The following is a 26,634-nucleotide window of genomic DNA, read 5'->3' on the forward strand; positions in this document are numbered from 1 at the left end:
GAAGAGGGAGGATCGCCATGCGCGCCAACCGCTGGTACACACCCTGGTTACTCGTCCTGCCGGCACTGATCTGGCTCGTCGCGTTCAGCCTGTGGCCATCGATCAACACGGTCCGGTTGTCGTTCACGAACGCCAGCCCGCTCGGCGGCGTCAGCCAGTGGGTGGGGGTCAAGAACTTCGAGACCCTGCTCGCCGACCCGCAGGTGTGGGAGGCGCTGCTCAACAGCGTCATCTACATGGCGGTGTGCCTGCCGCTGCTGACGGTCCTCCCGCTCCTCATCGCGGTGCTCGTGCAGCAGAAGCTGCCCGGGATCGCGTTCTTCCGCACCGCGTTCTACACGCCGGTCATCGCGTCCGCGGTGGTCGTCGGGCTCATCTGGACGTGGATCCTCGACGACCGCGGTGTCATCAACGAGATGGCGCAGGCCCTCGGCGTCGTGCAGGGCAGCGTCCCGTTCCTGACCGACCGGTGGCTGCTGCTCCTCAGCGCCATCAGCCTGACGGTGTGGAAGGGGCTCGGCTACTACATGATCATCTTCCTGGCCGCCCTCGGGAACGTCGGCAAGGACCTGCACGAAGCCGCCGCCCTCGACGGCGCCGGCGCGGTCCGACGTTTCTGGTCGGTCACGATGCCCGGGGTCCGCGGCACCATGACGCTCGTCGGGATCCTGGTGTGCGTCTCTGCGCTCCGGGTGTTCAGCGAGCTCTACATCCTCACCAACGGCACCGGCGGGCCCGGCGGGCAGGACAACTCGCTCGTCATGCTCATCCAGCAGTACGCCCGCGGCTTCACCGGCAACCTCGGCTACGCGTCCGCACTGAGCCTCCTGCTCTTCGTCGTGACGCTCGTGCCGATGCTCGCCCTCGCCCGGATGAACAGCAAGGCGGACAAGTGACGAACACCACCAGCACGACCGAACCCGTCATCGGCGGCGCGCAGGGCGCCGCCAGCCCGACGCCGGACGTGACCGGCGCGACGGGCGCGGGACGGGCCTCCAGGCAGAACGGACGAGGCGGACACGACGGACGCAAGCGGCGCCGCGCGGTCTGGGGCGTCATGTCCACCCGCGAGAAGGTCGTCCGCTACGTCCTGCTCATCGTGGTGCTCTTCATCACGATCGGCCCGTTCCTGTGGCAGCTGTCCACGTCGCTCAAGGGCGCCGGTGAGGACATCTACACGGCGAACCCGTCGTTCATCCCGTCCGAACCGACCATCGAGAACTACCTGAAGGTCGCCGCCGCGATCCCGGTGTGGCGGTACATCGGCAACTCCCTGCTCGTCGCCGCGATCGACGTGCTCGGCAACATCGTGTTCGCGACCCTGGCCGGCTTCGCCCTCGCCCGTCTGCAATGGCGGCACCGGAAGCTCGTGCTCGGCCTGTTCCTCGGCACCCTGGTGCTGCCCGGCGAAGCGACGATCATCTCGCAGTTCGTCACCGTGAAGGACCTCGGCCTCGCCGACAACCTGGTCGGCGTCGCCCTGCCCGGCATGATCGCGGCGCTCAACGTCCTGCTGATGTTCAACGCGTTCCGGCAGATCCCCGAGGAGATCGACCAGGCCGCGGTGATGGACGGTGCGAACGCCCTGCAGCGGCTGCGCTACATCTCGCTGCCCGCCGTGCAGGGGACGATCGCCGTCATCGCGATCTTCTCGTTCATCGGGGCGTGGGACGACTTCCTGTGGCCGCTCATCGTGCTGCAGTCGCCCGAGAACCTCACCCTGACCGTCGGGTTGCAGTACCTGCAGGGCACGTTCGCCACCGACCAGCGGATGATCGCGGCCGGCACCATGATCGCGTTCATCCCGATCGCCGTGATCTTCGCCGTCCTGCAGCGCTTCTTCTTCAAGGGCGTCGAAGAGGGCGGTGTGAAGGGCTGATGCGGTTCGGGGTCAACTACACGCCCGCGGTCGGCTGGTTCCACTCGTGGCTGGACTTCTCGCCGTCGGACACCGCCAGGGACCTCGAGGCCATCGCGTCGCTCGGCGCCGACCACGTGCGGATCTTCCCCCTCTGGCCGGTCGTCCAGCCCAACCGGACCCTCATCCGGCAGCAGGCCCTCGACGACGTCGCGACGGTCGTCGACCTCGCCGGCTCGTTCGGGCTCGACGTCAACGTGGACGCCCTGCAGGGGCACCTGTCGAGCTTCGACTTCGTGCCGTCGTGGCTGGACAGCTGGCACCGCCGCAACATGTTCACCGACCCGGACGTGGTCGCCTCGACCGCCGCGTACGTCCGGGCGCTCGCCGGAGCGGTCGCCGACAAGCCGAACCTGCTCGGCATCACCATCGGCAACGAGGTCAACCAGTTCGCGCACGCGCCGCACCCCGCGCCGCACGCCGTCTCGGCGGAGCAGGGGCACGCGTGGGCGGCGGCGATGGTCGCGGCGGCGCGAGCGGGGCTGGGATCTGGTCTGGAGGCGCGGCTCGGCGCCGCCTCGTCGGTCCCGTCCGCCACCGGGTCGCGTCCCGGGCCCCTGGTCACCGTCGCGCAGTACGACGCGGCCTGGTACGACGACGCCCAGCCCTTCGGCCCCGAGCACGCGGCGGACCACGGCGACGCAACGGTCACGCACTCGTGGGTGTTCAACGGCTCGGCGGCCCTGCACGGCGCCCTCGGGCCCGGGTCGGTGCGGCACGGGGAGTACCTGCTCCAGCTCGCCGCGGCCTGGAACCGCGACGCCGCCCGGCCGAACTGGCTGCAGGAGGTCGGCGCCCCCACCAACGTCGTCGACCCCGCCGACGCCGCCGCGTTCACCGAGCAGACCATCCGGCACCTCCTCGACGCGCAGCACGTGCTCGGGGTGACGTGGTGGTGCTCCCACGACGTCGCGCGGTCCCTCGCCGACTTCCCCGAGCTCGAGTACGACCTCGGGCTGTTCACGAACGACGGACGCCTGAAGCCCGTCGGCGAGGCGTTCGCCGCCCTCGCCCGTGCCGAGCACACCCGCGACGCCCCCGCAGCACCGCCGGCCACCGCACTCGTCCTCGACGACGTGCTGACCGACGGCACCGACCACCACGGCACCCGCGCCGACTGCGCCCCCGGCGGGCGGTTCGCCGCCGCCTGGCTCGCGCTGGCCGAGGCCGCGCCGGACGGCCGCGGCCCCCAGGTCGTCCTGCGCTCCCGACTGTCCGACACGGCACTGCTGGCCGACCGTGGCATCGACCGCTGCGTCGACGTGCCGTCTGACCTCGACACCACCACCGTCCGCGTCGCCCACCCCGCGACCACGCCCTGACCCCGGAAGGCCCCATGCACGACGACATCCCCCTCACCACCGGACGCGCCCGACGGGTGCTCGACGAGCGGATCACCCCCGCGGTGCACGCCACGGCGACGCCGCTCGACGTTGCCTGGCACGAGCTCCCCGGTGAGCCGATCGCCCCCGCCGAGGGACTCGCGCTCACGTTCGAGCCCTACGAGGTCGGCACCCCGTGGGGCGCGGCCTGGGGCACGACGTGGTTCCGGCTGACCGGGACCGTGCCGACCGAGTGGGCCGGGCGCCGGGTGGAGGCCGTGATCGACCTCGGCTTCGACAAGAACATGCCCGGGTTCCAGTGCGAGGGGCTCGTGTACCTGGCCGACGGCACCCCCGTGAAGTCGATCAACCCACGCAACCAGTGGGTCCTGGTCACCGAGCGGGCCGAGGGCGGCGAGACCGTCGACCTGTTCGTCGAGGCCGCGTCGAACCCCGTCCTGCTCGACTACCACCCCTTCCTGCCGACGCAGGAGGGCGACGTGCAGACCTCGTCCTCGAAGCGCCTCTACGCCACCCGCCGGATGGAGCTCGCCGTCTTCGAGTCCGAGGTGCACGAACTCGCCCTCGACATCGACGTCCTGCTCGAACTGCAGGCCGAGCTGCCCGCGGGACCCCGACGCATGCGGATCCTGCAGGCCCTCGACGACGCCCTCGACGCGCTCGACCTGCAGGACATCCCGGAGACCGCGTCCGACGCCCGCGCGGCGCTCGCTGACGTGCTCGCCGCTCCCGCCGAGGCCTCGGCGCACACGATCTCGGCCGTCGGGCACGCCCACATCGACTCCGCGTGGCTCTGGCCCGTGCGCGAGACCATCCGCAAGGTCGCGCGCACCACGTCGACCATGACCGAGCTCATCGACCAGACCGACGACTTCCTGTACGGCATGTCGAGTGCGCAGCAGTACGCGTGGATCAAGGAGCACCGCCCCGAGGTCTACGCCCGCGTCAAGGCCGCGGTCGAAGCCGGCCGGTTCCTGCCGATCGGCGGCATGTGGGTCGAGTCCGACACCGTGATGCCGACCGGCGAGAGCATCGTGCGGCAGTTCTCGCAGGGCCAGCGGTTCTTCGAGCGCGAGTTCGGCATCCGGCCCAAGGGCGTCTGGCTGCCGGACAGCTTCGGGTACTCGCCGGCGCTGCCGCAGCTCATGCGCCGCGCGGGCTTCGAGTGGTTCTTCACGCAGAAGATCTCGTGGAACCAGGTGAACAAGTTCCCGCACCACACGTTCCTGTGGGAGGGCATCGACGGGTCACGGGTGTTCTCGCACTTCCCGTCGATGGACACCTACAACTCGCGGTTGTCCGGCAGCGAGGTCGCCAAGGCCTCCCGCCAGTTCCGTGAGAACCGGCTCGCCACCGGCTCGATCGCCCCCGTCGGCTGGGGCGACGGCGGCGGTGGTACCACCCGCGAGATGACCGGCACCGCCGCACGGCTGGCCGACCTCGAGGGCAGCGCGAAGGTCCGTTGGGAGCACCCCGACACGTTCTTCGACCGGGCGAAGTCCGAGCTGCCCGACCCGCCCGTGTGGGTGGGGGAGCTGTACCTCGAGCTGCACCGCGCCACACTGACCAGCCAGCACGGCACGAAGCAGGGCAACCGCCGGTGCGAGCAGCTGCTCATCGAGGCCGAGCTCTGGGCCGCGACCGCCGCCGCCCGCACCGACTTCACCCACCCGTACGACGAACTCGACGCCCTGTGGCAGCAGGTCCTGCTCCAGCAGTTCCACGACATCCTGCCGGGCACCTCGATCGCATGGGTGCACCGCGAAGCGGTCGAGCGCTACGCCGAGACGGCCGCGGCGCTGACCGCGATCATCGACCGGGCGCTCTCGGCGCTCGCCGGCACCGGGGACGCGGCCGTCGTCGTGAACCCGGCCCCGTTCCTCCAGGCCGGTGCACCCGCGCAGGGTGCCGTCGTGGCGACCGACGTGGCGGCGGCGACCGCCGTGTCCCTGACCGAGCAGGACGGCGGGTACGTGCTGGCGAACGAGCTGGTGCGGGTCGTCGTCGACGCGCAGGGGCTCGTGACGAGCGCCGTCGACCTGGCGAGCGGACGCGAGGCGATCGCGGCCGGCCAGGCGGCGAACCTGCTGCAGCTGCACCAGGACTTCCCGAACATGTGGGACGCATGGGACGTCGACCGGTACTACCGCAACCGCGTCGAGGACCTCGTGGCGACCACCGGGCTGACCGCGTCGGTCGACGAGTCCGGGGTCGCACGGGTCGTCGTGTCCCGGGCGTTCGGCGACTCGACGGTGACGCAGGAGATCGTCCTGGCGCCCGGGTCCCGCACCCTGGAGTTCGACCAGGTGACCGACTGGCACGAGACCGAGAAGTTCCTCAAGGTGGCGTTCCCGCTCGACGTCCGCGCCGAGCACACCGTCGCCGAGACGCAGTTCGGCGCGCAGAAGCGGGTGACGCACACGAACACCTCGTGGGAGGCCGCCAAGTTCGAGACCTCCATGCACCGCTACGTGCTGGTGTCCGAACCGGGCTTCGGGGTCGCGCTCGTGAACGACTCGATCCACGGCTTCGACACCACGCGCGACGCCGTCGACGGGCACGTCACCACCACCGTGCGGCTGTCGCTGCTGCGGGCACCCCGGTTCCCGGACCCCGAGACCGACCAGGGCGTGCAGACGCACCGCTACGGCATCGTCATCGGCACCGACCAGCTCGGCGCCACGTCGGCCGGCATGCGGATGAACGCGGGCGCGCGGACGATCACCGGGGCGCACGGCTTCGACCCGCTGGTGCAGGTCTCCGGCGACGTCGTGCTGTCGAGCGTCAAGCTCGCCGACGACCGGTCCGGTGACCTGGTCGTGCGCGTCTACGAGCCGTCCGGGCAGCGGGGGACCGGGGGGTCGCGGTGGACGGGCCGTTCGGTCCGGCTGCCGAGGTCACCCTGCTCGAAGAGCCGCTGGCCGAAATCGACGTCTCCTCGTTCGCTGTCGACGCGTACGAGGTCCGCACCTTCCGCTTCCCGCGCAACTGAACGACCGACCCATTCAAGGAGGAATGACATGAAGAAGTCCATGAAGTTCGGGATCGTGGCGGCCATCGCCGCGATGGTGACGGCACCGCTCGTGCCGTCCGCAGCGACGGCCGCGCCCGGTGCGGCCGCCGCGACTGCCATCGGCGCTGCCGCCGGAACCAAGTCCGGGCCGACGAGCATCGCGTACGTCGAGGTCAACAACGACCAGCTCGCCAACGTCGGCCGGTACACGCTGTCCGGTGGGGCGAACGCCTTCGACGTCGCGATCATCTTCGCGGCGAACATCAACTGGAACGGCTCCAAGGCCGTCCTGGTCAACAACGACAAGGTGCAGGCGACCCTCGACAACGCCGCGACGCAGATCAAGCCGCTGCAGGCGAAGGGCATCAAGGTGTCGCTGTCGGTCCTCGGCAACCACCAGGGCGCGGGCATCGCCAACTTCCCGACCCAGGCGGCCGCCTCGGACTTCGCGTCCCAGATCGCCGCCACCGTGTCGAAGTACGGCCTCGACGGGGTCGACCTCGACGACGAGTACTCCGATTACGGCGCGAACGGCACCCCGCAGCCGAACCAGCAGTCCATCGGTTGGCTCATCACCGCGCTGCGTGCCCAGATGCCCGGCAAGCTCATCTCGTTCTACGACATCGGCCCGGCGTCGTCCTCGCTGTCGCAGTCGAGCAGCACCATCGGCTCGAAGCTCGACTACGCCTGGAACCCCTACTACGGCACGTACTCGGCGCCGTCGATCCCGGGGCTCGACAAGTCCCGGTTGTCGGCTGCCGCGGTGGACATCCAGAACACCTCGCAGTCGACGGCGGTGTCACTCGCCTCGCGCACCAAGGCCGACGGGTACGGCGTCTTCATGACGTACAACCTGCCGGGAGGCGACAAGTCCGCCTACGTCTCCGCCCTGACGCAGAAGCTGTACGGGCAGGCCGCGTCGTACCGCTGACGCTCGCGTCCTGACGGCGGCGGCTGGGGGCTCGGCCTGGTGCGAGGTTCCGCACTCGGTGCGAGCCACCGGCCGTCGCACCGAGTGTGGAACCTCGCACGGAGTTCCGTCGACCTCGCACCGTGCGAGGGGCGCGGCCGTACGATCGCCGCATGGCGCTCGAGTTCCGCGGTGAGGTCGTCGAGTGGCGCGGGCCGTCGCCGTTCTTCTTCGCCGTCGTGCCGCCGGACGCCGCCGAGGTCATCGCCGACCTCGCGCCGATGCTCACCTACGGGTGGGGTGTGATCCCCGCCCGGGTGACGATCGGCGCCGTCACCTGGACCACCTCCTTGTTCCCGAAGGACGGCGGGTACCTCGTGCCCCTCCGTGCTGCCGAGCGTCGCCGTGCTCGCGTGGAGGTCGGCGAGGCCCCGCAGATCACGCTCGAACTCGGCGGCCCCTGACGGAGAGCCACCGACCGTCAGTCCTCCACAGGTCCGTCGATCGCGAGACCTTCCCACAGCTATCGCCAGCTGCCCTCGCCGTCGCTGTCGGGCTCTTTGCCCCTGGTACCTTGTGCATCTGAAGTATCAGCTCGCACGAACGGGCTGCTCGGAGTCGTCGCGGCGGCGACCTGTGCCGGTGTGTCCGGCAACGGGTGGGTCGCACCGTAGGCGGAGGTGGAGCCGATCAGTGCGGCGAGAGCGATGCCGGCACCGATCGCGGCGGTAGCGCGCTTCCTCGGGATCCGGAGCCACGTCGAGCGGCGGAAGGCGACGGCGTAGAGCGTCGTGGGCAGGACCACGAGCGCGATCATCATCAGCATCCCCCAGACTCCGCTCGATGCGAAGCCGGCGAGTGCGAGGACGGCGGTTCCCACGATGCCGATCCACGTGATGATCGGTACGCGTCGACGGGGACGTGGCGTACGCGGGCTTGTGGTCTGGCGGGGGTTCGGCACTGAGCTCCTTGGTATGACGAGGACCGCTCAAGTGTCGCGGAAACAGCTCCGCCGCCTCATCCCCAGTTCAGGGTGGTGCCGAGATGCACGGTGCGCGCGTGTTCGCTGCGTGCGGGGTTGATCGCTCCGAGCGCCAGAACGACCTCGCACCGAGCAACCCACCGTGTGCGGGCTGAAGAACACCGCACCGTGCGGCGACGGCAGACAGGGGAAGAAGAGAGGGGATGACGGGGATCGAACCCGCGTGGCCAGTTTGGAAGAACGTCCGCCCGGCACCCACGTGCTGAGCCGGGGCGAACCGCCCTCGACCGCCACAGTCCGTTAGAGCCCGAGTCGGCGGGGATCGAGAGGGGCTGAATCGGGTCGAGTTGGTACCCCTCGGCAGTCCGCGGCGGGGCGCGGTCGGAGGGGTTTCCGAGTGCCTGCGTCGCTGTGTCGGCGGTCTCGCAGATACTGACGTCGCTCAGGTGCACCGACACCTGAAGCAGTCCTGACTCGCAGTAGGCTTCATTCGAAAGCCCGTTCGACACTCTGGAGCTCCATGTCCCTCGACGTAGTTCGCACACACCTCGGTGCCCCCGCCTACGAACGCGACGGAGTCCTCATCTATCAAGGTGACTCGCTCGAACTGCTCCGCAAGCTGCCGTCCGGCTGGCTCGATTCGACCGTTACGAGTCCGCCCTACAACATCGGCAAAGAGTATGAGACGAAGCTGGACCTCCAGGAGTACCTCCAATGGGTCGAATCTTGGGCGATCGAGATCGGCCGTATTTCGGCAGATTCAGCTCATTTTTGGCTTAATCTCGGGTACGTCGAAGTGAAGGGCCAGGGTCGAGCGGTGCCGCTGCCCTACCTCCTGTGGGACAAAGTCCCGTTCTACCTGCGCCAGGAAGTGGTATGGGCGTACGGGGCGGGTACGACCACGAGTCGCGCGTTTGCGCCGCGGAACGAGAAATTTCTTTGGTACGTCAAGGATCCTGATTCGTATTACTTTGACCTTGACTCGGTTCGTGACCCTGATGTGAAATACCCAAATCAGCGGAAAAATGGCAAGCTCAAGTGCAACCCGCTGGGAAAGAATCCCGGCGATGTTTGGAACATTCCCAAGGTGACGTCTGGTAGGCAGCGCGCTTCGAAGGAACGCATGCCTCATCCCGCACAGTTCCCCGAAGCAGTGATCGAGCGCATCATTCTGTCAACCACGCGACCTGGCGACGTGGTCCTAGACCCGTTCCTTGGTTCTGGAACGACGGCGGCGGTCGCCGGACGTCTTGGTCGGCGTTCCGTCGGGTTCGAATTGCGCTCGGACTATCTCGGGACCGCTATCCAGCGTGTGGACCGAATGTTCGACGATCGCGCTTCGCTGCTAGCGGGAGTAGACGACAGCGAGCTGATTCGCGTAGACCGCGCGGGGTAGCGTCGAGGCCTGCCCGGTCTCGGCGCGCTGTGCGACCCAGTCGGTGCTGTCGATCCATCCGAAGCGGATTCGGCGGATCTCGGGACGCCTACCCGGCGCATCGACCCACCGCTCGAAGTTGATGGCGCAGTAGTAGCCCGCCTTTGCCTTCTTCAGCTGCCTTCCCCGCCCATCTTCCGTCCGCTCGACGCCATAACTCCGGTTACCGAAGATCTGCATGGCGTTCGTTGAAGATTTGATCTCGATTGAGTAGCTGGGGTTGGGGCCGTACACCAGGTCCTTCTCGTCGGAAGCGGAGTCCTTCCGCCAGTGACGGGACTCGGCGCTAATTCGTACGGGAATCAGTTCGTGCAGAAGATATCCCATGATCTGAGGATCTGGGTCGATCCCCGCGCCGATCCGAGCGAGGCCGATGGATGACTCAAAGATGTCATCCCAACTTTGCAGCACCGCCTCCCGCAGAATCATCGGGTCAAGCGGGTGCTCTGAGATGAGCTCAGCTGTTACTTCACGCCACTCCTCCGGATCAACTCCAAAGTACGGGCTGCTTGGATCCTTCGGGCGCGGTACCGCCCGCGAGTTTGGCGCGATGAAGTCGAGCGGGAGGCTGTCGTGAGGCACCCTCGGATACTCTCGACTGATTTGGCAATTGTCAAGTTGCGCCTCACGGCGTGCCGGACATCGGCCGCGCGCTTCGCCCACTGGCGAGCGCCGGCTCGTGGGACGAGCCCACGACTCGCGTCATCCCGATAATCGGATCGTTGGCAGCGACGTCACTGGATGCCCTTCGCTCCATGGTGCCCCCCCCCGCGGTTCAAGACGATCGCGAAGGCTTTCGCGCCGCATGGAACGAGCCTGCTCCTGCACGGTGAGCGGGCGCTTGGCGCGCTCCTTGTCGTTGCCGGTGTACTCAGTGCTGCGGTCGTTGCTGTTGGTCGTGAGAGTTGCCTTTCGTAATGATCAATAGTTAGAGAAACAAAACTGGGTGTTTTACCCCACGGCGGTTCCGTAGCAATGTGCCGTGAATGCTACAGTCAACGGAAGGGCCGCCAAATGGGAACACGTCAATCAGAAGCCGAACTTCGCACAACTGCGCCGCGAGAAGTAAGCGACGCGCTCGACCTGACGGTCCGGCTCGGTGGCATTTCCAAGGCGACCATCGTGCGTGTTGCGCTGATCGATCAGTTGACGGTCGCCGGTGTTCTCTATCCGGAGATTTCCAAGACCCTGCGCCCGACGAAGCCCCGCGGCCGACTTCGCGACCGCTCAACCCAGAAGGTAGACCGATGACCGTCACCACCACCCCATACCCCGCCTACGGCGGACCGCGCGCAGCGAAGAACCTCCGCCAGAAGGCCGGCGACTACCGCGGTGCCGCCGAGGAACTGCGTGCTGAGCTGGACGCAGCCGAGCGTGCGTTCGGTGCTGTGTTCGAGCGAACCGACCAGACCACCAGCACCCGGGACCGCATCCGCGACCTGGCAAAGCGCCCGCGCGCCGGATCGGAGCCTGTCATGCCCGTCTTCGACTCAGCCCAGCCGTGGCAGCCGACCCGGAGGTCTACCGCATCCACGCTCGCGAGGAGAGCTACCCCAAATCGGTCGCAGAGCAGACCGAGATCAAGCGCGTGGACGACGCCGTGTTCGACCGCGTGCGCGTCTACGAGAACTCCCTGGTCGGTAGCTCCCAAGCTCTCGTGGAACGGGGAACGGCCCTGACGGATCGCTCGGTTTGAAGCCTTCGTTAGCAGCTAGTCGGCACCCTGGTCTGCGGCATCGATGAATCCAAGGAGGGCCGACTCACGCATCGTAAGCTGCTGCCGCCGCTCCGCCGGAGCATCTGACGGCAGCGCCTTGATCTCGGTCCGCACTGCTTTCAGGTCCTCGCGAAGGTCTCCGGCCGCGTGCGCCTGAGCCGGAGCGAAGCGGGGCACAACGCCGAGCGGTGGTTTCGGGTACCGCGGCTGTGCAGTGAGGTTACGAAGAACTGCCTCGTAGTCATCGGTGTTGGTCGGGTCGACGTAAACGCGGGAGACACGCTCCAGATCCGGTGGAACTACGCTCCCGCCCACTTCCGGAAACATGACAATCAGCAGCTTCCGCTGCCAGGTCTCCTGGTTCTTCGCGAATAGCCCGCGCAGGTAGTCAGCCTCTCCTGCCGCGCCAGCACCTTCGGTAGGGGCGTTGCTGCCCGCCCATCGCTCAGCCCATGCGGTGGACATGATGATGAGCGTGAACTGCGCACGTTGGATCGCTCGCTGCCCGAACCGGGTCCAATCCTCGGGCTCGTCGAGGTGGAACAAGTCGACGTCAGCGTCGACTCCGAGGTGCCGCAGGGTCGCAGCGAAGGTCGCAACTTCTTCCTGCCAGTTTTGTGCCTGCTGGTCGTCCCATGAGGAATGACGGTGCGCCCAGGTGAGGAAAGCCGTTGGTGCTTTGGTCGGCGGATCGACCGGGGTGTCATCTGTTGGGGGAGCAGCCGGAGCAGATGACGCCGTCGTCGCGGCTACGCCGTCAGCCTGCATCCCCCGGACGATTCGCATCGCGACCGGCAGCGCCTCATCGGCCATAGAGATGCTTCGCCATGCTCTGGAAGATGGAGTCGATCTGCGAGTCGCTTGTATCGGCAGAGATGTGGATCTGTAGGTCGACGTGGATGGTTGGCGTCCCGCTCGGCTGCTGCTGCTTGGGCGTCCAGCCTTCACCGTGCTGCCTATCGACGACGTCCTTTGCGGCTGCTCCCGCGCTTGCAGCGGCGGGAGCAGGAGCTGTCTTGGGCTTCGTTGTCGTTGTCTTCCTAGTTCGCGGGGAGGGCTTCGCGTCGTCCGGGGAGGGAAGCGTTCCTCCCAACAGCGTCAGGTACAGAGTGGCTTGTTGTTTCGCCGCGGCGTCGCCGACGCGGGCGTTCCTCGAGAACCAGCTCGCGACCCGGGTCGGGTCCGCGGATGGATCGTCGTGCGCGCTTCGCAAGCTTTCGGGGTAGACACTGTCGATGATTGAGGCGCACGCTGAGGCGTACGACTCGTCGTCGCGCAAGTCATGAACGAGTTCCGTGGTGCGGCCGTCGCTGTCGATGAGGCCAAGCGTCTTCAGCTGAGGGAGAACGTTCTGAGCCGTTCGGTGGGTGGCATCCAGTGCGGCAATCACCCAGTCAATGTCGATGGCGCGCGGCGGGGACTGCTTAAGTCGATTTCGCACGCCAAACCATTGGTTTTTCGACATGTATGGGTAGGAGGAGCGTGCCGCCGGGGGAGTGGGATCTGCCATGGCTAACTCATCCTCAGTACGTGATTCATCTTCGCATTATGAAGTACCCGGCTGACACTGACGAGTACGACACGGCCGGTCGGGATCGAACCCTGGAGATGTCGGACAACGTGGGGCACGTGTGCGTAGGTCACGAGGGGTTTCGGAGGGGTTCGGCCTGAACGCCCGTTGCCAGGACGGGCCTACTTCCCAGTAGGCACAACAGAGGGGATGACGGGAATCGAACCCGCGTAGCCAGTTTGGAAGACTGGGGCTCTACCATTGAGCTACATCCCCGCGCCTGCGCACCAGGCGCAGCCCGACCATCGTAGCGGACGAACGAGCACCGACATGCCGACGCGCGTCATCCCGAAACCGGACGCCGGCGCCGAACGCACGATCCGCCGGTCGCGGGTGGTCTCGTACGTGCTGGTGCTCCTCGCCGCCGCGGTCCTGTCCCTGCGCCCCGACCTGTTCGGCGACCCGCAGTCGCAGCCCGCGCACGCACTGCTGCACGTCTGGCGGATCGTCGTCGGGCTGCTGCTCGCGGTGGCCGCCCTGGGGGTCCAGGTGGTCGTCGGGATCCGGTGGCGGCGGGGTCTCCGACGCGCCGCGGAGGACGACTGGGCAACCCCCGGGAACAGTGCGCCGTCGGACCGCTAGACTCACCGGGGTCGCATGCGCCCCTCGGTGTGTGCGGCTGATCCCTGGCACGAACCAACGGGGCGTAGCTCAGCTTGGTAGAGCGCCCGCTTTGGGAGCGGGAGGTCGCAGGTTCAAATCCTGTCGCCCCGACCAGGTCCTCCGAGCACCACCGACCACACGAACGTCAACCAACAGGAGAACATCCCTTGGCCACCAGCACCGTCGACAAGGTGAGCGACACCCGCGTCAAGCTCACCGTGAACGTGACGCCGGACGATCTCAAGCCGAGCATCGACCACGCCTACAAGCACATCGCCGAGCAGATCAACATCCCCGGCTTCCGCAAGGGCAAGGTCCCGCCCGCGATCGTCGACCAGCGTGTCGGCCGCGGCGAGGTCCTGAACCACGCCGTCGGTGACGCCATCGACAACTTCTACCGCCAGGCGGTCGAAGAGCAGGAGCTGCGCATCCTCGGCCGTGCCGAGGCCGACGTCGCCGAGCTGCCGAACGTCGCGGACTTCACCGGCGACCTCGTCCTCACCTTCGAGGTCGACGTCCGCCCCGAGTTCGACCTGCCGGACTACTCCTCGTACGAGCTCACCGTCGACGCCGTCGAGGTGTCGGACGACGAGATCGAAGAGGAGCTGCAGAACCTGCGCACCCGCTTCGGCACGCTCGTGACGGTGGACCGTCCGGCGAAGACCGGCGACTTCGCGCAGATCGACCTCACCGCCAGCATCGGCGACGACGAGGTCGACTCGGCCACCGGCGTCTCCTACGAGATCGGCTCCGGCGACCTGCTCGAGGGCATCGACGAGGCGCTCGAGTCCCTGACCGCCGGCGAGTCGACGAACTTCGAGTCGAAGCTCGTCGGTGGCGACCGCGAGGGCGAGACCGCCCAGATCGCCGTCACCGTCACCGCCGTCAAGGAGCGCGAGCTCCCCGAGGCCGACGACGAGTTCGCCCAGATCGCCAGCCAGTTCGACACCATCGACGAGCTCAAGGCGGACCTGAAGGAGCAGATCGCGAAGTCCAAGACCTTCGGTCAGGGCGCCGCGGCTCGCGACAAGCTCGTCGAGAAGCTCACCGAGGACGTCAACATCCCGATCTCGGAGCAGCTCATCGCCGACGAGGTGCACCGTCACCTCGAGCAGGAGAACCGCCTCGAGGACGAGGAGCACCGCAAGGAGGTCTCCGAGTCCAGCGAGACCGCCTTCCGCTCGCAGATCCTCCTCGACGCGATCGCCGAGAAGGAAGAGATCCAGGTCTCGCAGGAGGAACTGACCCAGTACCTCATCCAGGCCGCCGCGCAGTACGGCATGGAGCCGGCCGAGTTCATCAAGGTCATCGACCAGAACGGCCAGATCCCCGGCATGGTCGGCGAGGTCGCCCGCTCGAAGGCGGTCGCGACCGTCCTGTCCAAGGTGACCGTCAAGGACACCAACGGCGACGCCGTCGACCTGTCCGCCTTCACGGCGGGCGTCGCGCAGGAGCCGGCAGGGGACGCCGAGTAACGATCTCGACGCCACCAGTACGACAGACGGGAGGCGCGGTGCCAGCTGGCACCGCGCCTCCCGTCCGTATTTCCGCACCACCGCATTGCTGTCGGCGAACAGACGAGAACTGGTGCGTTGCACCCGATAAGTTCGACAACAAGCGACAACTGAACGGGAGCTTTTCCATGGCCGAAGCAACACTGAACCCCAGTGTTTTTGACCGCCTTCTGAGAGACCGGATCGTGTGGCTCGGCTCCGAGGTCCGCGACGACAACTCGAACGAGATCGCAGCCAAGCTGCTGCTGCTCGCCGCCGAGGACCCTGAGAAGGACATCTACCTCTACATCAACTCGCCCGGTGGTTCGATCACCGCCGGCATGGCGATCTACGACACGATGCAGTTCGTCCCGAACGACATCGTCACCGTGGGCATCGGCCTCGCCGCGTCGATGGGACAGTTCCTGCTGTCCTCCGGCACGCCCGGCAAGCGCTACATCACGCCGAACGCGCGCGTGCTGCTCCACCAGCCGTCCGGCGGCTTCGGCGGCACCGCTGCCGACATCCAGACGCAGGCCAAGGTCATCCTCGACATGAAGCAGCGCATGGCGGAGCTCACGGCCGAGCAGACCGGCAAGTCGGTCGAGCAGATCCTCAAGGACAACGACCGCGACAACTGGTTCACGGCCCAGGAAGCGCTCGAGTACGGCTTCGTCGACCACCTCCGCGCCTCGAGCGCCGAGGTCATCGGCGGTGGTGGCACCGTCGGCGACGGCGAGACGCCCACCAGCGCAGCTGAGCCCGACGCCCAGTCCTGATCACCACCGAAGAAAAGGAAACGAGAATGCATCTCCCCATGCTCGGTGGCGCGCAGAACGTCCCGGCTCCGTCCAATCGGTACATCCTGCCGAGCTTCGAAGAGCGCACGGCCTACGGCTACAAGCGCCAGGACCCGTACGCCAAGCTCTTCGAGGACCGCATCGTGTTCCTCGGCGTGCAGGTCGACGACGCGTCGGCTGACGACGTCATGGCCCAGCTGCTCGTGCTCGAGTCGATGGACCCCGACCGCGACATCGTGATGTACATCAACTCGCCCGGTGGCTCGTTCACCGCGATGACGGCGATCTACGACACGATGCAGTACATCCGTCCGCAGATCCAGACGGTCTGCCTCGGCCAGGCTGCCTCGGCTGCGTCGGTGCTGCTCGCCGGTGGCACCCCCGGCAAGCGCCTCGCGCTGCCGAACGCCCGTGTGCTGATCCACCAGCCCGCGACCCAGCAGGGTGGCGGTCAGGCGTCCGACATCGAGATCCAGGCGGCGGAGATCCTCCGCATGCGCACCTGGCTCGAGGAGACGCTGTCGAAGCACTCCAACAAGACGCCGGCGGAGATCAACCACGACATCGAGCGCGACAAGATCATGTCCGCGCAGGAAGCCGTGGAGTACGGCCTGATCGACCAGGTCCTCACCAGCCGCAAGAACCTGCCGGCGCTCGTCAAGTAGCTCCAGCAGGAACGACGAAGGCCCCGCACCGATCGGTGCGGGGCCTTCGTCGTGCGACGGGGCTGGTCGTTGCGTCGTGTCTAGTCGTCGGTGTCGTCGGACTCCGGGGCCGGCTTGCGGCGCAGGAGCAGCAACACCGCGACCACCACGCCGACGAGCACGATGCCACCGGCGCCGATCCAGATCGCGTCGGACGCGGCCGAGTCGCTCGACCCCGAGGCCGTACCGGTCGTGGTGTCCGATCCGCCGTCGTCGTCACCCGCGGTGGCGCAGGTCGGGGGTTTCGCCGCGCCCGACGCCGGGGTGAAGCCCGACGGTGCCTTCCACGTGAAGGGGTACTCGTCGGACACGGTGTGGCCGTCGGCGGAGACGATCTGCCACTCGACGGTGTACTTGCCGGAGTCGCCGAGCGCGGCGGCCGTGGTCATCGACGGCCCCTCGACGTCGACGCAGCCGTCCTCGTAGTACCGGCCGTCGGGCCCGACGATGCGGAACGCGAAGCCCGACCCCGATCCGCCGATGTCGAGCAGCTTGTCGTTCGTGGTGATGTCGAAGTCCTCGGGCAGCTCGGTGAGCGTGCCGCGGACCTCCGGGTCGGACGAGATCAGGTAGTTGTGCGCGCTGGCGGGACCGGCGAGCCCGAGGACCGCACCACCGGCGATCGCGACGGCCGCGGCGGTCCCGGCCACGAGCCTCCGGGCAGAGGACCACTGGCGGGACCGACGCGGGCCGCGCTGCGTCACTTGGTGGAGCTCCGACGACGCGTGCCGGCGACGGCGACGACCAGGGCGACGGCGCCGAGCACCAGGCCGCCGAGGCCGAGGAAGCGACCGACCAGGTCGGGGTCGCTCGAGGCGGTCGTGCTGGCAGCCTCGGTCGTCGGGGTCGCGGCGATCGGGTCGCCGTCGTCGTCCGTCGGCTCGGCGGCGGTCAGGGTGATCGAGGGCGCCGGGTGCTCGGGCTCGGCTTCGCCGGCCTGCTGCTCCTGGTTCCACTCGACGCTGCCCTTCTCGCAGGTCTGGATCGCGGGGAACTCGACCAGGTCGCCGGCCTTGCCGTCCGGCAGCGAGAACGAGAGCGCGAAGGTGTCGCGCTCGTCGGCGGGCAGCGGGGTCTTCGCGGTGTACGTGACGCTCGTGACGCGCTCGGCGGCCGTCTCGGCGTGGTCCTCGTCGGAGGCCGAAGCCGAGGCCGACGGGTCGGTGTAGGGCTCGGTCGCCTTCGTGATCTTCCAGTTCGGGTTCACGGTGGGCGTCACCTCGATGACGGACTCCGGCACCTGGAACTCGATCTTCGTGGTGGGGGAGCCGTCGCAGCCGTGCGGGACCGAGAAGGTCGCCGTGGTGTACGAGTTCGCGGCGGTCGACGTGGCCGTCGCGGACACGTGCGCGCTGGCCGCCGTGGCACTGCCGAGGACGATGACGGCTGCGACGCCGAGGGTGACGGCGCCGCCGGCGGCGAGACGCTTCTGCATGGGGTTCCTTCCGGGTGGTTCTGCACGTGCTGTTCTACAAGTTGTAGAGAAGTCCGGATCACCGTAGCAGGCTCGCACGCCCTGGGCGAACGCGCTGCGCGATTGCGGAGGGGCATCGCGGTCGGTGTCACCGGTTGCGGTTAGGCTCGTGTCCACGACGAGGTGCCCACCAGCAGCGGTGCACCAGCGGTGGTGCGACAGCGCGGCCGGCATGTCCAATCAGGGAGGCACGGGAATGGCACGCATCGGAGAGAGCGGCGATCTCCTCAAGTGCTCGTTCTGCGGCAAGAGCCAGAAGCAGGTCCAGCAGCTCATCGCCGGACCGGGCGTCTACATCTGCGACGAGTGCGTCGAGCTCTGCAACGAGATCATCGAGGAACGTCTGGCCGAAGCCGGCGAGGACACCTCGAGCGGGGACTTCGAACTGCCCAAGCCGCGGGAGATCTTCGACTTCCTGCAGGAGTACGTCATCGGGCAGGACCCGGCGAAGCGCGCCCTCGCCGTGGCCGTCTACAACCACTACAAGCGCATCCGCGCGCAGGGACAGATCACCGCCGCCGAAGACCGCGACGACATCGAGATCGCCAAGTCGAACATCCTGCTCATCGGCCCGACCGGCTGTGGCAAGACGTACCTGGCGCAGACCCTGGCCAAGCGCCTCAACGTGCCGTTCGCCGTCGCCGACGCCACCGCCCTGACCGAGGCCGGCTACGTCGGTGAAGACGTCGAGAACATCCTCCTCAAGCTGATCCAGGCCGCCGACTACGACGTGAAGCGTGCCGAGACCGGCATCATCTACATCGACGAGGTCGACAAGATCGCCCGCAAGGCCGAGAACCCGTCGATCACCCGCGACGTCTCCGGCGAAGGCGTGCAGCAGGCGCTGCTCAAGATCCTCGAGGGCACGGTCGCCTCGGTCCCGCCGCAGGGCGGTCGCAAGCACCCGCACCAGGAGTTCATCCAGATCGACACGACGAACGTGCTGTTCATCGTGGCGGGTGCCTTCGCCGGGCTCGAGGACATCGTGTCCTCGCGCGTCGGCAAGCGCGGGATCGGCTTCGGGGCGCCCCTGCACAGTGCGACCGACCACCAGGACCTGTACTCCGAGGTCCTGCCGGAAGACCTGCACAAGTTCGGCCTGATCCCCGAGTTCATCGGTCGTCTTCCCGTCGTCACCACGGTGTCGCAGCTCGACCAGGCGGCGCTCATGCAGATCCTGACCGAGCCGAAGAACGCGCTGGTCAAGCAGTACCAGCGGATGTTCCAGATCGACGGCGTCGAGCTCGAGTTCGACCAGGGCGCGCTCGAGGCCATCGCGGACCTCGCGGTGCTGCGCCAGACGGGTGCCCGCGGGCTCCGCGCGATCCTCGAAGAGGTCCTCGGCCCGGTGATGTTCGACGTCCCGTCCGACGACGACGTCGCCCGCGTGGTCATCACCCGCGAGTCCGTGCTCGAGAACGCCGCCCCGACGATCGTGCCGCGGCCCCGGGCCAAGCGCGTCGAGAAGTCGGCGTAGCGCTCCGCTCGCGACGAAGCCCCGCACCGGATCGGTGCGGGGCTTCGTCGTGCTCTGGCGGTCGGCGCGGCCCGCGGATCGACGTCTGGTGCTTCCCACGACGGGTGCGATGGAAAGCGAGATCGGGCGTACCTGGTCGGGAGTTCCTACCGGGTACGCCCGAGTCGTGGCGGTACGCCCGGAAGCGCCCGGTCCCGCAGCGCCCTACTCGAGCCCGCGGCGCCGCAGCAGCGGGCCGACCTCGGCGTCGCGGCCGCGGAAGTCCCGGTACGCCTCGAGCGGGTCCTTCGCGCCGCCGACCCCGAGCAGCCGTTCCGCGAAGCGTCGACCGGCCGCACGGTCCAGCCCGCCGTTGTCGCGGAACCACTCCACCGTGTCGGCGTCGAGCACCTCGGACCAGATGTACCCGTAGTAGCCGGCGTCGTACCCACCCGAGAACGTGTGGGCGAAGTACGTCGAGGAGTACCGCGGTGGCACGGCCTCGACGGCGATGCCGGCGGCTGCCAAGGCGTCCCGCTCGAACGCCTCGACGTCCGTCACCGCGGCCGCCTCGGCAGCCGACAGTCGGTGCCACGCCTGGTCGAGCAGTGCGGCGGCCAGGTACTCGGTCGTGCCGAATCCCTCGTTGAACCCCTCGGACTCGCTGAGCCCCAGGACCAGCTCGGGCGGCAGGGGAGCCCCGGTCTCGTGGTGCTTCGCGTAGTTCGCCAGCACCGACGGCCACGACACCCACATCTCGTTCACCTGGCTCGGGAACTCGACGAAGTCCCGCTCGACGTTGGTGCCGGAGAACCGCGGGTAGGTGGTGCGGGCGATGAGGCCGTGCAGGGCGTGCCCGAACTCGTGGAAGAGCGTCTGCACCTCGTCCTGGATGAGCAGCGTGGGGGAGCCGGCAGCGGGCTTCGCGACGTTGAGGTTGTTCACCACGACGGGCAGGGTGCCGAGGAGCTCGGACTGCTCGACGACCGGGTTCATCCACGCGCCGCCGCGCTTGCCGTCGCGTGTGTACAGGTCGAGCAGGTACAGGCCGACGGGCTCGTCGTCGTCGCCGGTGACCTCGAAGACCCGGACCTCGTCGTTGTAGCCGTGCAGGTCCGGGCGCTCCGTGAAGGTCAGGCCGTACAGGGCGCCGGCGGCGTGGAAGACCCCGTCGTGCAGGACCCGGTCCGCCTCGAAGTACGGGCGGAGTGCGGTGCTGTCCGCGGCGAACTGCTCCCCGCGCAGGATCTCGGTCGCGTACGCCCAGTCCCACGACTCGACGTCGAAGCCGACCGTGCGGGAACGGACGGCCCGTTCGTCGTCGGCGTTCCGGGCGGCGGCACCGACGAGCGAGGACAGCAGGCCGTCGACGGCTTCGGGGGTCTTGGCGGTCTCGTCGGCGGTGACGACGGCGGCGTGGTTCGGGAACCCGAGCAGTTCGGCGCGTTCGGCACGGAGCCGGACGATCCGGAGCAGCACGTCGCGGTTGTCGTACTGGTTGCCCCGACGACCGCGGGCGAGTGAGGCCCGCATGATCCGCTCGCGCAGGGCACGGTTCGCCAGCGACGACAGCCACGGGTGTCCGGTGTACAGCGGCAGCGTGATGAGCCAGCCGTCCAGGCCACGGTCGGCGGCGGCTCCGGCAGCGGCGGACTTCGCGCCGTCGTCGAGCCCCTCGAGCTCGTCCTCGCTCGTCACGTGCACGGCGGAGTCGTTGGTGTCCTCGAGCAGGTTCCGCTCGAAGGTCGTCGTGAGGGTCGAGAGTTCCTGGTTGATCGCGGTCAGACGCTCCTTGCCCGCGTCGTCGAGCCCGGCGCCCGCCAGGGTCATCTCGGCGTGGGTCCGCTCGACCAGGCGGAGCGCTTCGCCCTCCAGACCCGCGGCGGAAGCGCCGTCGAGCACCTCCTGCACCCGGGCGTACAGGCGTGCGTCGAGCGTGATCGCGTCGCGGTGGGCGGCGAGGAGCGGTGAGATCTCGGCCTCGAGGTCGTGCAGCTCCGGGGTCGAGTCGGCCGACGACAGCGTGAAGAACACGTGGCTGACGCGGGCCAGCAGTTGCCCGGACCGCTCGAGTGCGATCAGGGTGTTCTCGACCGTCGGGGCGTGGGGGTCGGTGGCGATGGCCTCGACCTCGGCGCGCTGCTCGGCCATGCCGGCTTCGAACGCCGGTCGGTAGTGCTCGAGTCGCACGTCGCCGAAGGGCGGCAGGGCGTAGGGGAGGGTGCTCGGGACGTCGAACGGGGTTGCCATGGCAACCACCCTACGGACGTCGCGCCGCAACGGGGCGGACGGGAGGCCCGTGGCGGCACCGCCACGGGCCTCCCGACCGCCCTGGATCGCGTCTCAGCGCATCGCGGCGTCGATCAGGGTCACCGCGGCGCGGCGCGCGTGCGCGGCGGGCACCGTGGTGCCCGCGATGGCGGCGGTGGTCTGCGCGCCCTCGGCGAGCAGCGCGAGCTGTGCGGCGAGTTCCTCGGCGTGCTCGGGGTCGGCGACGACCTCGGTGGTGAGCTGCTGCACGAACCGCTGGAACGAGTCCTTGTGCTCACGCGCGATCTCGGCGACCGCGGGCGAGGTCGCGCCGAGTTCACCGAAGGCGTTGATGAACCCGCAGCCGCGGAAGGTGTCGTCGCCGAACCACGACTCCAGGAAGTCGTAGACCGCGAGCAGCTTGTCGCGCGGGCTGGCGGCGGCCTCGACCGCACCGTGCACGCCCTGCTCCCACATGTCGTGCCGACCGGCGAGCACCGCGGCGATGAGCTGCTCCTTGCCGGGGAACGCCGCGTAGAGCTTCTTCAGCGAGACGCCTGCGCCCGTGCGGATCTCGTCCATCCCCACCGACTGGATCCCGCGCGTGTAGAACAGCTCGTCCGCGACCTCGACGATGTGCGCTCGGACGTCCGGTTCGACGGTGCTGGCGGCCATGTGTACCCCGTTCCCTGAGTGTTCACCGTTCTCGAGTTGCGGCGGGAACGGGCGTTCTCTACTGTAGTCCACATCGGCAGAGAACGATCGTTCTCTGCGAAGTTCAGGGAAGGAACGACCATGGGTGCCATCACCGTCGGAACCGAGAACAGCGTCGACATCGAACTCCACTACGAGGACAAGGGCCAGGGGCAGCCGATCGTGCTGATCCACGGCTTCCCCCTCGACGGCAACTCGTGGGAGGGGCAGGTCCCGATGCTCCTCGAGGCCGGCTACCGCGTCATCACGTACGACCGCCGTGGCTTCGGCCAGTCCTCGCAGCCGTCCACCGGCTACGACTACGACACCTTCGCCGACGACCTGCACACCGTCCTCGAGACCCTCGACCTGCGCGACGTGATCCTGGTCGGCTTCTCGATGGGCACCGGCGAGATCGCCCGCTACATCGGCCGACACGGTGAGGACCGGATCGCCAAGGTCGCATTCCTCGCCTCGCTCGAGCCGTTCCTCGCCATCACCGACGACAACCCCGACGGCGCCGGCCCGATGTCGTTCTTCGAGGGCATCGCCGCCGACGTGGCGAAGGACCGCTACGCCTACTTCACGAACTTCTACCAGGACTTCTTCAACCTGTCGGAGAACCTCGGCACCCGCATCTCCGAGGAGCAGGTGCGCAACGCCTGGAACGTCGCGGCCGGTTCCGGTTCGATCGCGTCCGCGGCAGCACCCCTGACCTGGCCGACCGACTTCCGCCAGGACATCCCGAAGGTCACCGTCCCCGCCCTGATCGTGCACGGCACGTCGGACAACATCCTGCCCATCGACGCCACCGGCCGACGCTTCACGAAGGCCCTGCCCGCTGCGGAGTACGTCGAGATCGAGGGCGCCCCGCACGGCCTGCTCACCACGCACACCGCCGAGGTGAACGAGGTCCTCGCCACCTGGCTCGCCGAGTCCTGATCCCTCGGCGATCACGCGGGCGCGCCCCGGTGGGGGCGCCCGCATCGTGAGCAGAAATGGTCGGGTCCCCGGTGGGGACCCGACCATTCCTGCTCACCAAGCGAACCGCGGGCCGCGCAGCACGCGGCCGCGCTAGTCCTCTTCGCCCGCGTCGTCGGGGTTCGTGACCTGGGCGTGCCCGGCGTCGTCGAGGTGGATCGAGGTGCCGTCGTCGAGCTCGACGATCGGCTTGCCCTCCAGGAACGTCAGGGTCCACCCCCACGTTGCCGTGTCGACGGACTCCGCCGCGAGCTCGTCCTCGACGCCCCGCACGGCGACGACCATCGCCTCGGGCAGTCGCGCAGGCGGCTCCCCACCCACGTTCCAGCGTGTGCCCAACTGCATCCGTGCCTCCTGTCCGGTGGTGGACGGGCCGGGTCGCCGAGGCGACCCGACCCGGATGACCGACGTTACGCCTGCTGCTCCGCGAGCTCGATCTCGGTGACGGCGAGCTCGTCGCCGTCGACGAACGACAGGTTCTCGATGCGGCCGACGGCCGCCAGGTCGACCGCCGCGCGCTCGATGAGCATCCGCGTCTCGGCCGGTGCCGCGACGACGGCACGCGTCACGGGCGTCTTCTGGGACGCCTTCGCCGCCGTCTTCGCACCGCGGATCCCGATGAGCGCCTGTCCGACGGCCGCGAGCAGCCCGGTGGGGGCCGCGTCGGTGGGCAGGTCGGCAGCGGTCGGCCAGGAGGCCCGGTGCACGCTGGTGTCGTGGGTCCAGGCCCACACCTCTTCCGTCGCGTACGGCAGGAACGGTGCCAGCAGTCGGAGCAGCACGTCGATGGCGCCGCGCAGCGCCAGCACCGCGCTCGCCTGCGTCTCGTGCGTCGCGTCGGACGCGGTGCCGTAGGCGCGCTCCTTCACGAGCTCGAGGTAGTCGTCGCAGAACGTCCAGAAGAAGCGCTCGGTGATCTCGAGGGCACGGGCGTGGTCGAACCCGTCGAACGCGGCGGTGGCCTGCTCGACGACCGCGCCGAGCTCGGCGAGCATGTCGACGTCGAGGGCCTCGGTGACGCTCGTGGCGCCCTCGGGCAGCGGGAAGCCGTAGACGAACTTCGCCGCGTTGAGCACCTTGATCGCCAGACGACGACCGACCTTGATCTGCTTCGGGTTCTGCGGGTCGAACGCCGCGTCGGTGCCGAGCTTGGACGAGGCCGCCCAGTAGCGGACCGCGTCGGCACCGTGCTGCTCGAGGATGGACAGCGGCGTGACGACGTTGCCCTTCGACTTCGACATCTTCTTGCGGTCGGGGTCGACGATGAAGCCGGAGATGCTGGCGTGCTTCCACGGCACCACGTCGGCCTCGAGCTGGCTGCGGAGCACGGTCGTGAACAGCCACGTCCGGATGATGTCCTGCGCCTGCGGGCGGACGTCGTACGGGTACACCAGGTCGTAGAGCGCCGGGTCGGTCTCCCACTTGCCCGCGAGCTGCGGGGTCAGCGACGAGGTCGCCCAGGTGTCCATGACGTCGAGCTCACCCTGGAACCCGCCGGCGACGCCGCGCTGGTCCTCGGTGAAGCCGGGGGCGGGCTCGGAGGCCGGGTCGACGGGCAGCTGCGCCTCGGTCGGCACGATCGGCTGGTCGAACACCGGGTTGCCGTCGGCGTCGAGCGGGTACCAGACCGGCAGCGGCACACCGAAGAAACGCTGGCGCGAGATGAGCCAGTCACCGGACAGGCCGCCGACCCAGTTGTCGTAGCGGACGCGCATGAAGTCCGGGTGGAACGCGATCTCCTCGCCGCGCTGGCGGAGCGTGCTCTTCAGCTGCTCGTCGCGCGCACCGTTGACGATGTACCACTGGCGGGTCGACACGATCTCGAGGGGCTTGTCGCCCTTCTCGAAGAACTTCACCGGGTGCTGGATGGTCTTGACGTCGCCGATCAGCTCGCCCGACTCGGTGAGGGCGTCGACGACGACCTTCTTGGCCGAGAACACGGTCTTGCCGGCCATCTCGGCGTAGAGCTCCTGGCCCTTCGCGGACTCGATCCATGCGGGCTCGTCGGAGCGCACGCGGCCGTCGAAGCCGATGATCGCGCGGTTCGGCAGCTGCAGCTCGCGCCACCACACGACGTCGGTGGTGTCACCGAAGGTGCAGACCATCGCGATGCCGGCGCCCTTGTCCTTCTGCGCCAGGTGGTGTGCGAGCACCGGGACCTCGACGTCGAACAGGGGGAGCGGACCGTGGTGCCGAAGAGGTCCTGGAACCGCTCGTCGTCCGGGTGTGCCACCAGGGCGACGCAGGCCGGCAGGAGCTCCGGGCGGGTGGTCTGGATGACGACGTCGTCCCCACCGTCGGTGCGGTGGAAGGCGATGCCGTGGTACGCGCCGGGCATCTCCTTGTCCTCGAGCTCGGCCTGCGCGACCGCGGTGCGGAACGTGACGTCCCACAGGGTCGGGGCGTCGGCCTGGTAGGCCTCGCCGCGCTCGAGGTTGCGCAGGAAGGCGCGCTGGGCGCTCGCTCGTGAGGTGTCGTCGATGGTGCGGTACGACTGGGTCCAGTCGACCGACAGGCCGAGCGTGCGGAAGAGCTCCTCGAACTGCTGCTCGTCCTGCACGGTCAGGCGCTCGCACAGCTCGATGAAGTTGCGGCGCGACACGGGCAGCTGGTCGGCGGCCTTCGAGGACTTGCCGTCACCGCCCTCGAACGGCGGCGTGAAGTCGGGGTCGTACGGCAGGGTCGGGTCGCAGCGGACGCCGTAGTAGTTCTGCACGCGACGCTCGGTCGGCAGGCCGTTGTCGTCCCAGCCCATCGGGTAGAAGACGTGCTTGCCGCGCATCCGCTCGAACCGGGCCTTGAGGTCGGTGTGCGTGTACGAGAACACGTGCCCGATGTGCAGCGAACCGGAGGCGGTCGGCGGCGGGGTGTCGATCGACCAGACGGCGTCGCGGTGACCGGCGGCGTCGCGGTCGAAGCGGTACGTGCCGTCCTGCTCCCAGACGGGCCCCCAGACCTGCTCCAGTCCGTCGACGCTGGGCTTCTCGGGCATGGGTTTGGTCATGGTGCGCCTTCCGTCCGTGTGTGCGGCACCGAGTCCGTGATGAGGTGCCTGAGTGTTGCGCGCCTGACGCGCGGTGCCCCAATCGTAGCGGCCGCGCACGCGTCCTGAGCCGGGCAGTGGGGCGTCCGCGGCCCGCTGCCGACCGGGACTTACCACACCGACCTGTCGGACACGCCAAGAGCCTGCTAGTCTGTCGGAGTTTGTCCGGCGAACGCAGGGTTCGCAGGAGCTGCAACGTCGCCGTCCGCCGGACGCCCGAAGGAAGCACCGCACCCCGGAGGAACGACT

Annotated in this window: 23 protein-coding genes, 2 tRNA genes and 1 pseudogene; 15 read left to right on the forward strand and 11 right to left on the reverse strand. The window is 68.4% G+C overall.

What is annotated here, in order from left to right; translation table 11 throughout:
* Positions 1-17: 17 nt before the first annotated feature.
* The 5 genes from MXD64_RS05205 to MXD64_RS05230 all read left to right on the forward strand — a co-directional run bounded on the left by MXD64_RS05205 (position 18) and on the right by MXD64_RS05230 (position 7,648).
* A complete protein-coding gene (locus MXD64_RS05205; protein WP_017886011.1) occupies positions 18-896 on the forward strand; it encodes a carbohydrate ABC transporter permease in 879 nt (292 codons plus the stop codon).
* A complete protein-coding gene (locus tag MXD64_RS05210) occupies positions 893-1,879 on the forward strand; it encodes a carbohydrate ABC transporter permease (protein WP_262118508.1) in 987 nt (328 codons plus the stop codon). Before MXD64_RS05205 ends, MXD64_RS05210 begins: the two co-directional genes overlap by 4 nt.
* Positions 1,879-3,240 carry a glycoside hydrolase 5 family protein gene (locus MXD64_RS05215; RefSeq protein WP_263137215.1) on the forward strand — a complete coding sequence of 454 codons (1,362 nt, stop codon included), beginning with the start codon at positions 1,879-1,881 and terminating at the stop codon, positions 3,238-3,240. The genes MXD64_RS05210 and MXD64_RS05215 overlap by 1 nt, the downstream gene beginning before the upstream one ends.
* Positions 3,241-3,254: 14 nt before the next feature.
* The gene (locus MXD64_RS05220) at positions 3,255-7,205 is read left to right on the forward strand and encodes an endo-beta-N-acetylglucosaminidase H (RefSeq protein ID WP_317629854.1); all 3,951 of its coding nucleotides are present in this window, start codon (positions 3,255-3,257) and stop codon (positions 7,203-7,205) included.
* A gap of 152 nt (positions 7,206-7,357) precedes the next feature.
* Positions 7,358-7,648: a DUF1905 domain-containing protein gene (locus MXD64_RS05230; RefSeq protein WP_263137216.1), complete on the forward strand. Its 291-nt coding sequence runs from the start codon at positions 7,358-7,360 to the stop codon at positions 7,646-7,648.
* Between the two features lie 59 nt (positions 7,649-7,707).
* Here MXD64_RS05230 and MXD64_RS05235 read toward each other — a convergent pair whose 3' ends face one another.
* Positions 7,708-8,064, reverse strand: coding sequence for a hypothetical protein (locus MXD64_RS05235; protein ID WP_263137217.1), 357 nt, complete (start codon positions 8,062-8,064; stop codon positions 7,708-7,710).
* Positions 8,065-8,686: 622 nt separating this feature from the next.
* Here MXD64_RS05235 and MXD64_RS05240 point away from each other — a divergent pair.
* Positions 8,687-9,562, forward strand: coding sequence for a DNA-methyltransferase (locus MXD64_RS05240; RefSeq protein ID WP_263137218.1), 876 nt, complete (start codon positions 8,687-8,689; stop codon positions 9,560-9,562).
* On the opposite strand, the gene MXD64_RS05245 is transcribed toward MXD64_RS05240, so the two are convergent.
* A complete protein-coding gene (locus tag MXD64_RS05245) occupies positions 9,512-10,183 on the reverse strand; it encodes a ScaI family restriction endonuclease (RefSeq protein WP_263137219.1) in 672 nt (223 codons plus the stop codon). The two genes, MXD64_RS05240 and MXD64_RS05245, sit on opposite strands and share 51 nt — an antisense overlap.
* A gap of 432 nt (positions 10,184-10,615) precedes the next feature.
* On the opposite strand from MXD64_RS05245, the gene MXD64_RS05250 reads away from it, so the two are divergent.
* Together MXD64_RS05250 and MXD64_RS05255 are read left to right on the forward strand one after the other, a co-directional pair.
* Complete coding sequence (locus MXD64_RS05250) at positions 10,616-10,852, forward strand: hypothetical protein (RefSeq protein WP_263137220.1); 237 nt, start codon at positions 10,616-10,618, stop codon at positions 10,850-10,852.
* A 250-nt stretch (positions 10,853-11,102) separates the two neighbouring features.
* Positions 11,103-11,297 (forward strand): hypothetical protein, encoded by a 195-nt coding sequence (locus MXD64_RS05255; protein ID WP_263137221.1) that lies wholly within the window; start codon positions 11,103-11,105, stop codon positions 11,295-11,297.
* A 15-nt stretch (positions 11,298-11,312) separates the two neighbouring features.
* Here the strand turns inward: MXD64_RS05255 and MXD64_RS05260 are convergent, their stop codons facing one another.
* From MXD64_RS05260 to MXD64_RS05270, 3 genes are all read right to left on the reverse strand, one after another.
* Complete coding sequence (locus tag MXD64_RS05260) at positions 11,313-12,131, reverse strand: toll/interleukin-1 receptor domain-containing protein (RefSeq protein ID WP_263137222.1); 819 nt, start codon at positions 12,129-12,131, stop codon at positions 11,313-11,315.
* Positions 12,121-12,828, reverse strand: coding sequence for a DUF5343 domain-containing protein (locus MXD64_RS05265; protein ID WP_263137223.1), 708 nt, complete (start codon positions 12,826-12,828; stop codon positions 12,121-12,123). Before MXD64_RS05265 ends, MXD64_RS05260 begins: the two co-directional genes overlap by 11 nt.
* A 205-nt stretch (positions 12,829-13,033) precedes the next feature.
* A tRNA-Gly gene (locus MXD64_RS05270) sits at positions 13,034-13,104 on the reverse strand.
* Between the two features lie 54 nt (positions 13,105-13,158).
* On the opposite strand from MXD64_RS05270, the gene MXD64_RS05275 reads away from it, so the two are divergent.
* The 5 genes from MXD64_RS05275 (at position 13,159) to MXD64_RS05295 (ending at position 16,449) form a co-directional block, all read left to right on the forward strand.
* A complete protein-coding gene (locus MXD64_RS05275; protein WP_140449370.1) occupies positions 13,159-13,470 on the forward strand; it encodes a hypothetical protein in 312 nt (103 codons plus the stop codon).
* A 58-nt stretch (positions 13,471-13,528) separates the two neighbouring features.
* Positions 13,529-13,605: transfer RNA gene (locus MXD64_RS05280), tRNA-Pro, on the forward strand.
* A 53-nt stretch (positions 13,606-13,658) separates the two neighbouring features.
* Entirely contained in the window at positions 13,659-14,966 is a 1,308-nt protein-coding gene (gene tig, locus MXD64_RS05285) for a trigger factor (protein WP_017886005.1), read from the forward strand.
* A 167-nt stretch (positions 14,967-15,133) separates the two neighbouring features.
* A complete protein-coding gene (locus tag MXD64_RS05290; protein ID WP_035807635.1) occupies positions 15,134-15,763 on the forward strand; it encodes an ATP-dependent Clp protease proteolytic subunit in 630 nt (209 codons plus the stop codon).
* A 26-nt stretch (positions 15,764-15,789) separates the two neighbouring features.
* A complete protein-coding gene (locus MXD64_RS05295; RefSeq protein ID WP_031259232.1) occupies positions 15,790-16,449 on the forward strand; it encodes an ATP-dependent Clp protease proteolytic subunit in 660 nt (219 codons plus the stop codon).
* 80 nt (positions 16,450-16,529) lie between these two features.
* On the opposite strand, the gene MXD64_RS05300 is transcribed toward MXD64_RS05295, so the two are convergent.
* Both MXD64_RS05300 and MXD64_RS05305 read right to left on the reverse strand, forming a co-directional pair.
* Entirely contained in the window at positions 16,530-17,138 is a 609-nt protein-coding gene (locus tag MXD64_RS05300) for a copper resistance CopC family protein (RefSeq protein ID WP_056071387.1), read from the reverse strand.
* 50 nt (positions 17,139-17,188) lie between these two features.
* Positions 17,189-17,923 (reverse strand): YcnI family copper-binding membrane protein, encoded by a 735-nt coding sequence (locus tag MXD64_RS05305; protein ID WP_017886001.1) that lies wholly within the window; start codon positions 17,921-17,923, stop codon positions 17,189-17,191.
* Between the two features lie 235 nt (positions 17,924-18,158).
* Between MXD64_RS05305 and clpX the strand changes: the two genes are divergently transcribed.
* Positions 18,159-19,439, forward strand: coding sequence for an ATP-dependent Clp protease ATP-binding subunit ClpX (gene clpX / locus MXD64_RS05310; RefSeq protein ID WP_017886000.1), 1,281 nt, complete (start codon positions 18,159-18,161; stop codon positions 19,437-19,439).
* Positions 19,440-19,643: 204 nt separating this feature from the next.
* Here clpX and MXD64_RS05315 read toward each other — a convergent pair whose 3' ends face one another.
* Together MXD64_RS05315 and MXD64_RS05320 are read right to left on the reverse strand one after the other, a co-directional pair.
* Positions 19,644-21,668: a M3 family metallopeptidase gene (locus MXD64_RS05315; protein WP_071252282.1), complete on the reverse strand. Its 2,025-nt coding sequence runs from the start codon at positions 21,666-21,668 to the stop codon at positions 19,644-19,646.
* Between the two features lie 93 nt (positions 21,669-21,761).
* Positions 21,762-22,343, reverse strand: coding sequence for a TetR/AcrR family transcriptional regulator (locus MXD64_RS05320; protein ID WP_017885998.1), 582 nt, complete (start codon positions 22,341-22,343; stop codon positions 21,762-21,764).
* 120 nt (positions 22,344-22,463) lie between these two features.
* Here MXD64_RS05320 and MXD64_RS05325 point away from each other — a divergent pair, with 120 nt between their 5' ends.
* A complete protein-coding gene (locus MXD64_RS05325; RefSeq protein WP_042538508.1) occupies positions 22,464-23,303 on the forward strand; it encodes an alpha/beta fold hydrolase in 840 nt (279 codons plus the stop codon).
* Between the two features lie 132 nt (positions 23,304-23,435).
* Here MXD64_RS05325 and MXD64_RS05330 read toward each other — a convergent pair whose 3' ends face one another.
* Together MXD64_RS05330 and valS are read right to left on the reverse strand one after the other, a co-directional pair.
* Positions 23,436-23,687 carry a hypothetical protein gene (locus MXD64_RS05330; RefSeq protein ID WP_042538506.1) on the reverse strand — a complete coding sequence of 84 codons (252 nt, stop codon included), beginning with the start codon at positions 23,685-23,687 and terminating at the stop codon, positions 23,436-23,438.
* 65 nt (positions 23,688-23,752) lie between these two features.
* Positions 23,753-26,334, reverse strand: a pseudogene (gene valS / locus MXD64_RS05335) (valine--tRNA ligase).
* Positions 26,335-26,634 lie beyond the last annotated feature (300 nt).

It is taken from the genome of Curtobacterium sp. Arg-1 (assembly GCF_025643395.1).
GTDB classification, from domain to species: domain Bacteria; phylum Actinomycetota; class Actinomycetes; order Actinomycetales; family Microbacteriaceae; genus Curtobacterium; species Curtobacterium poinsettiae.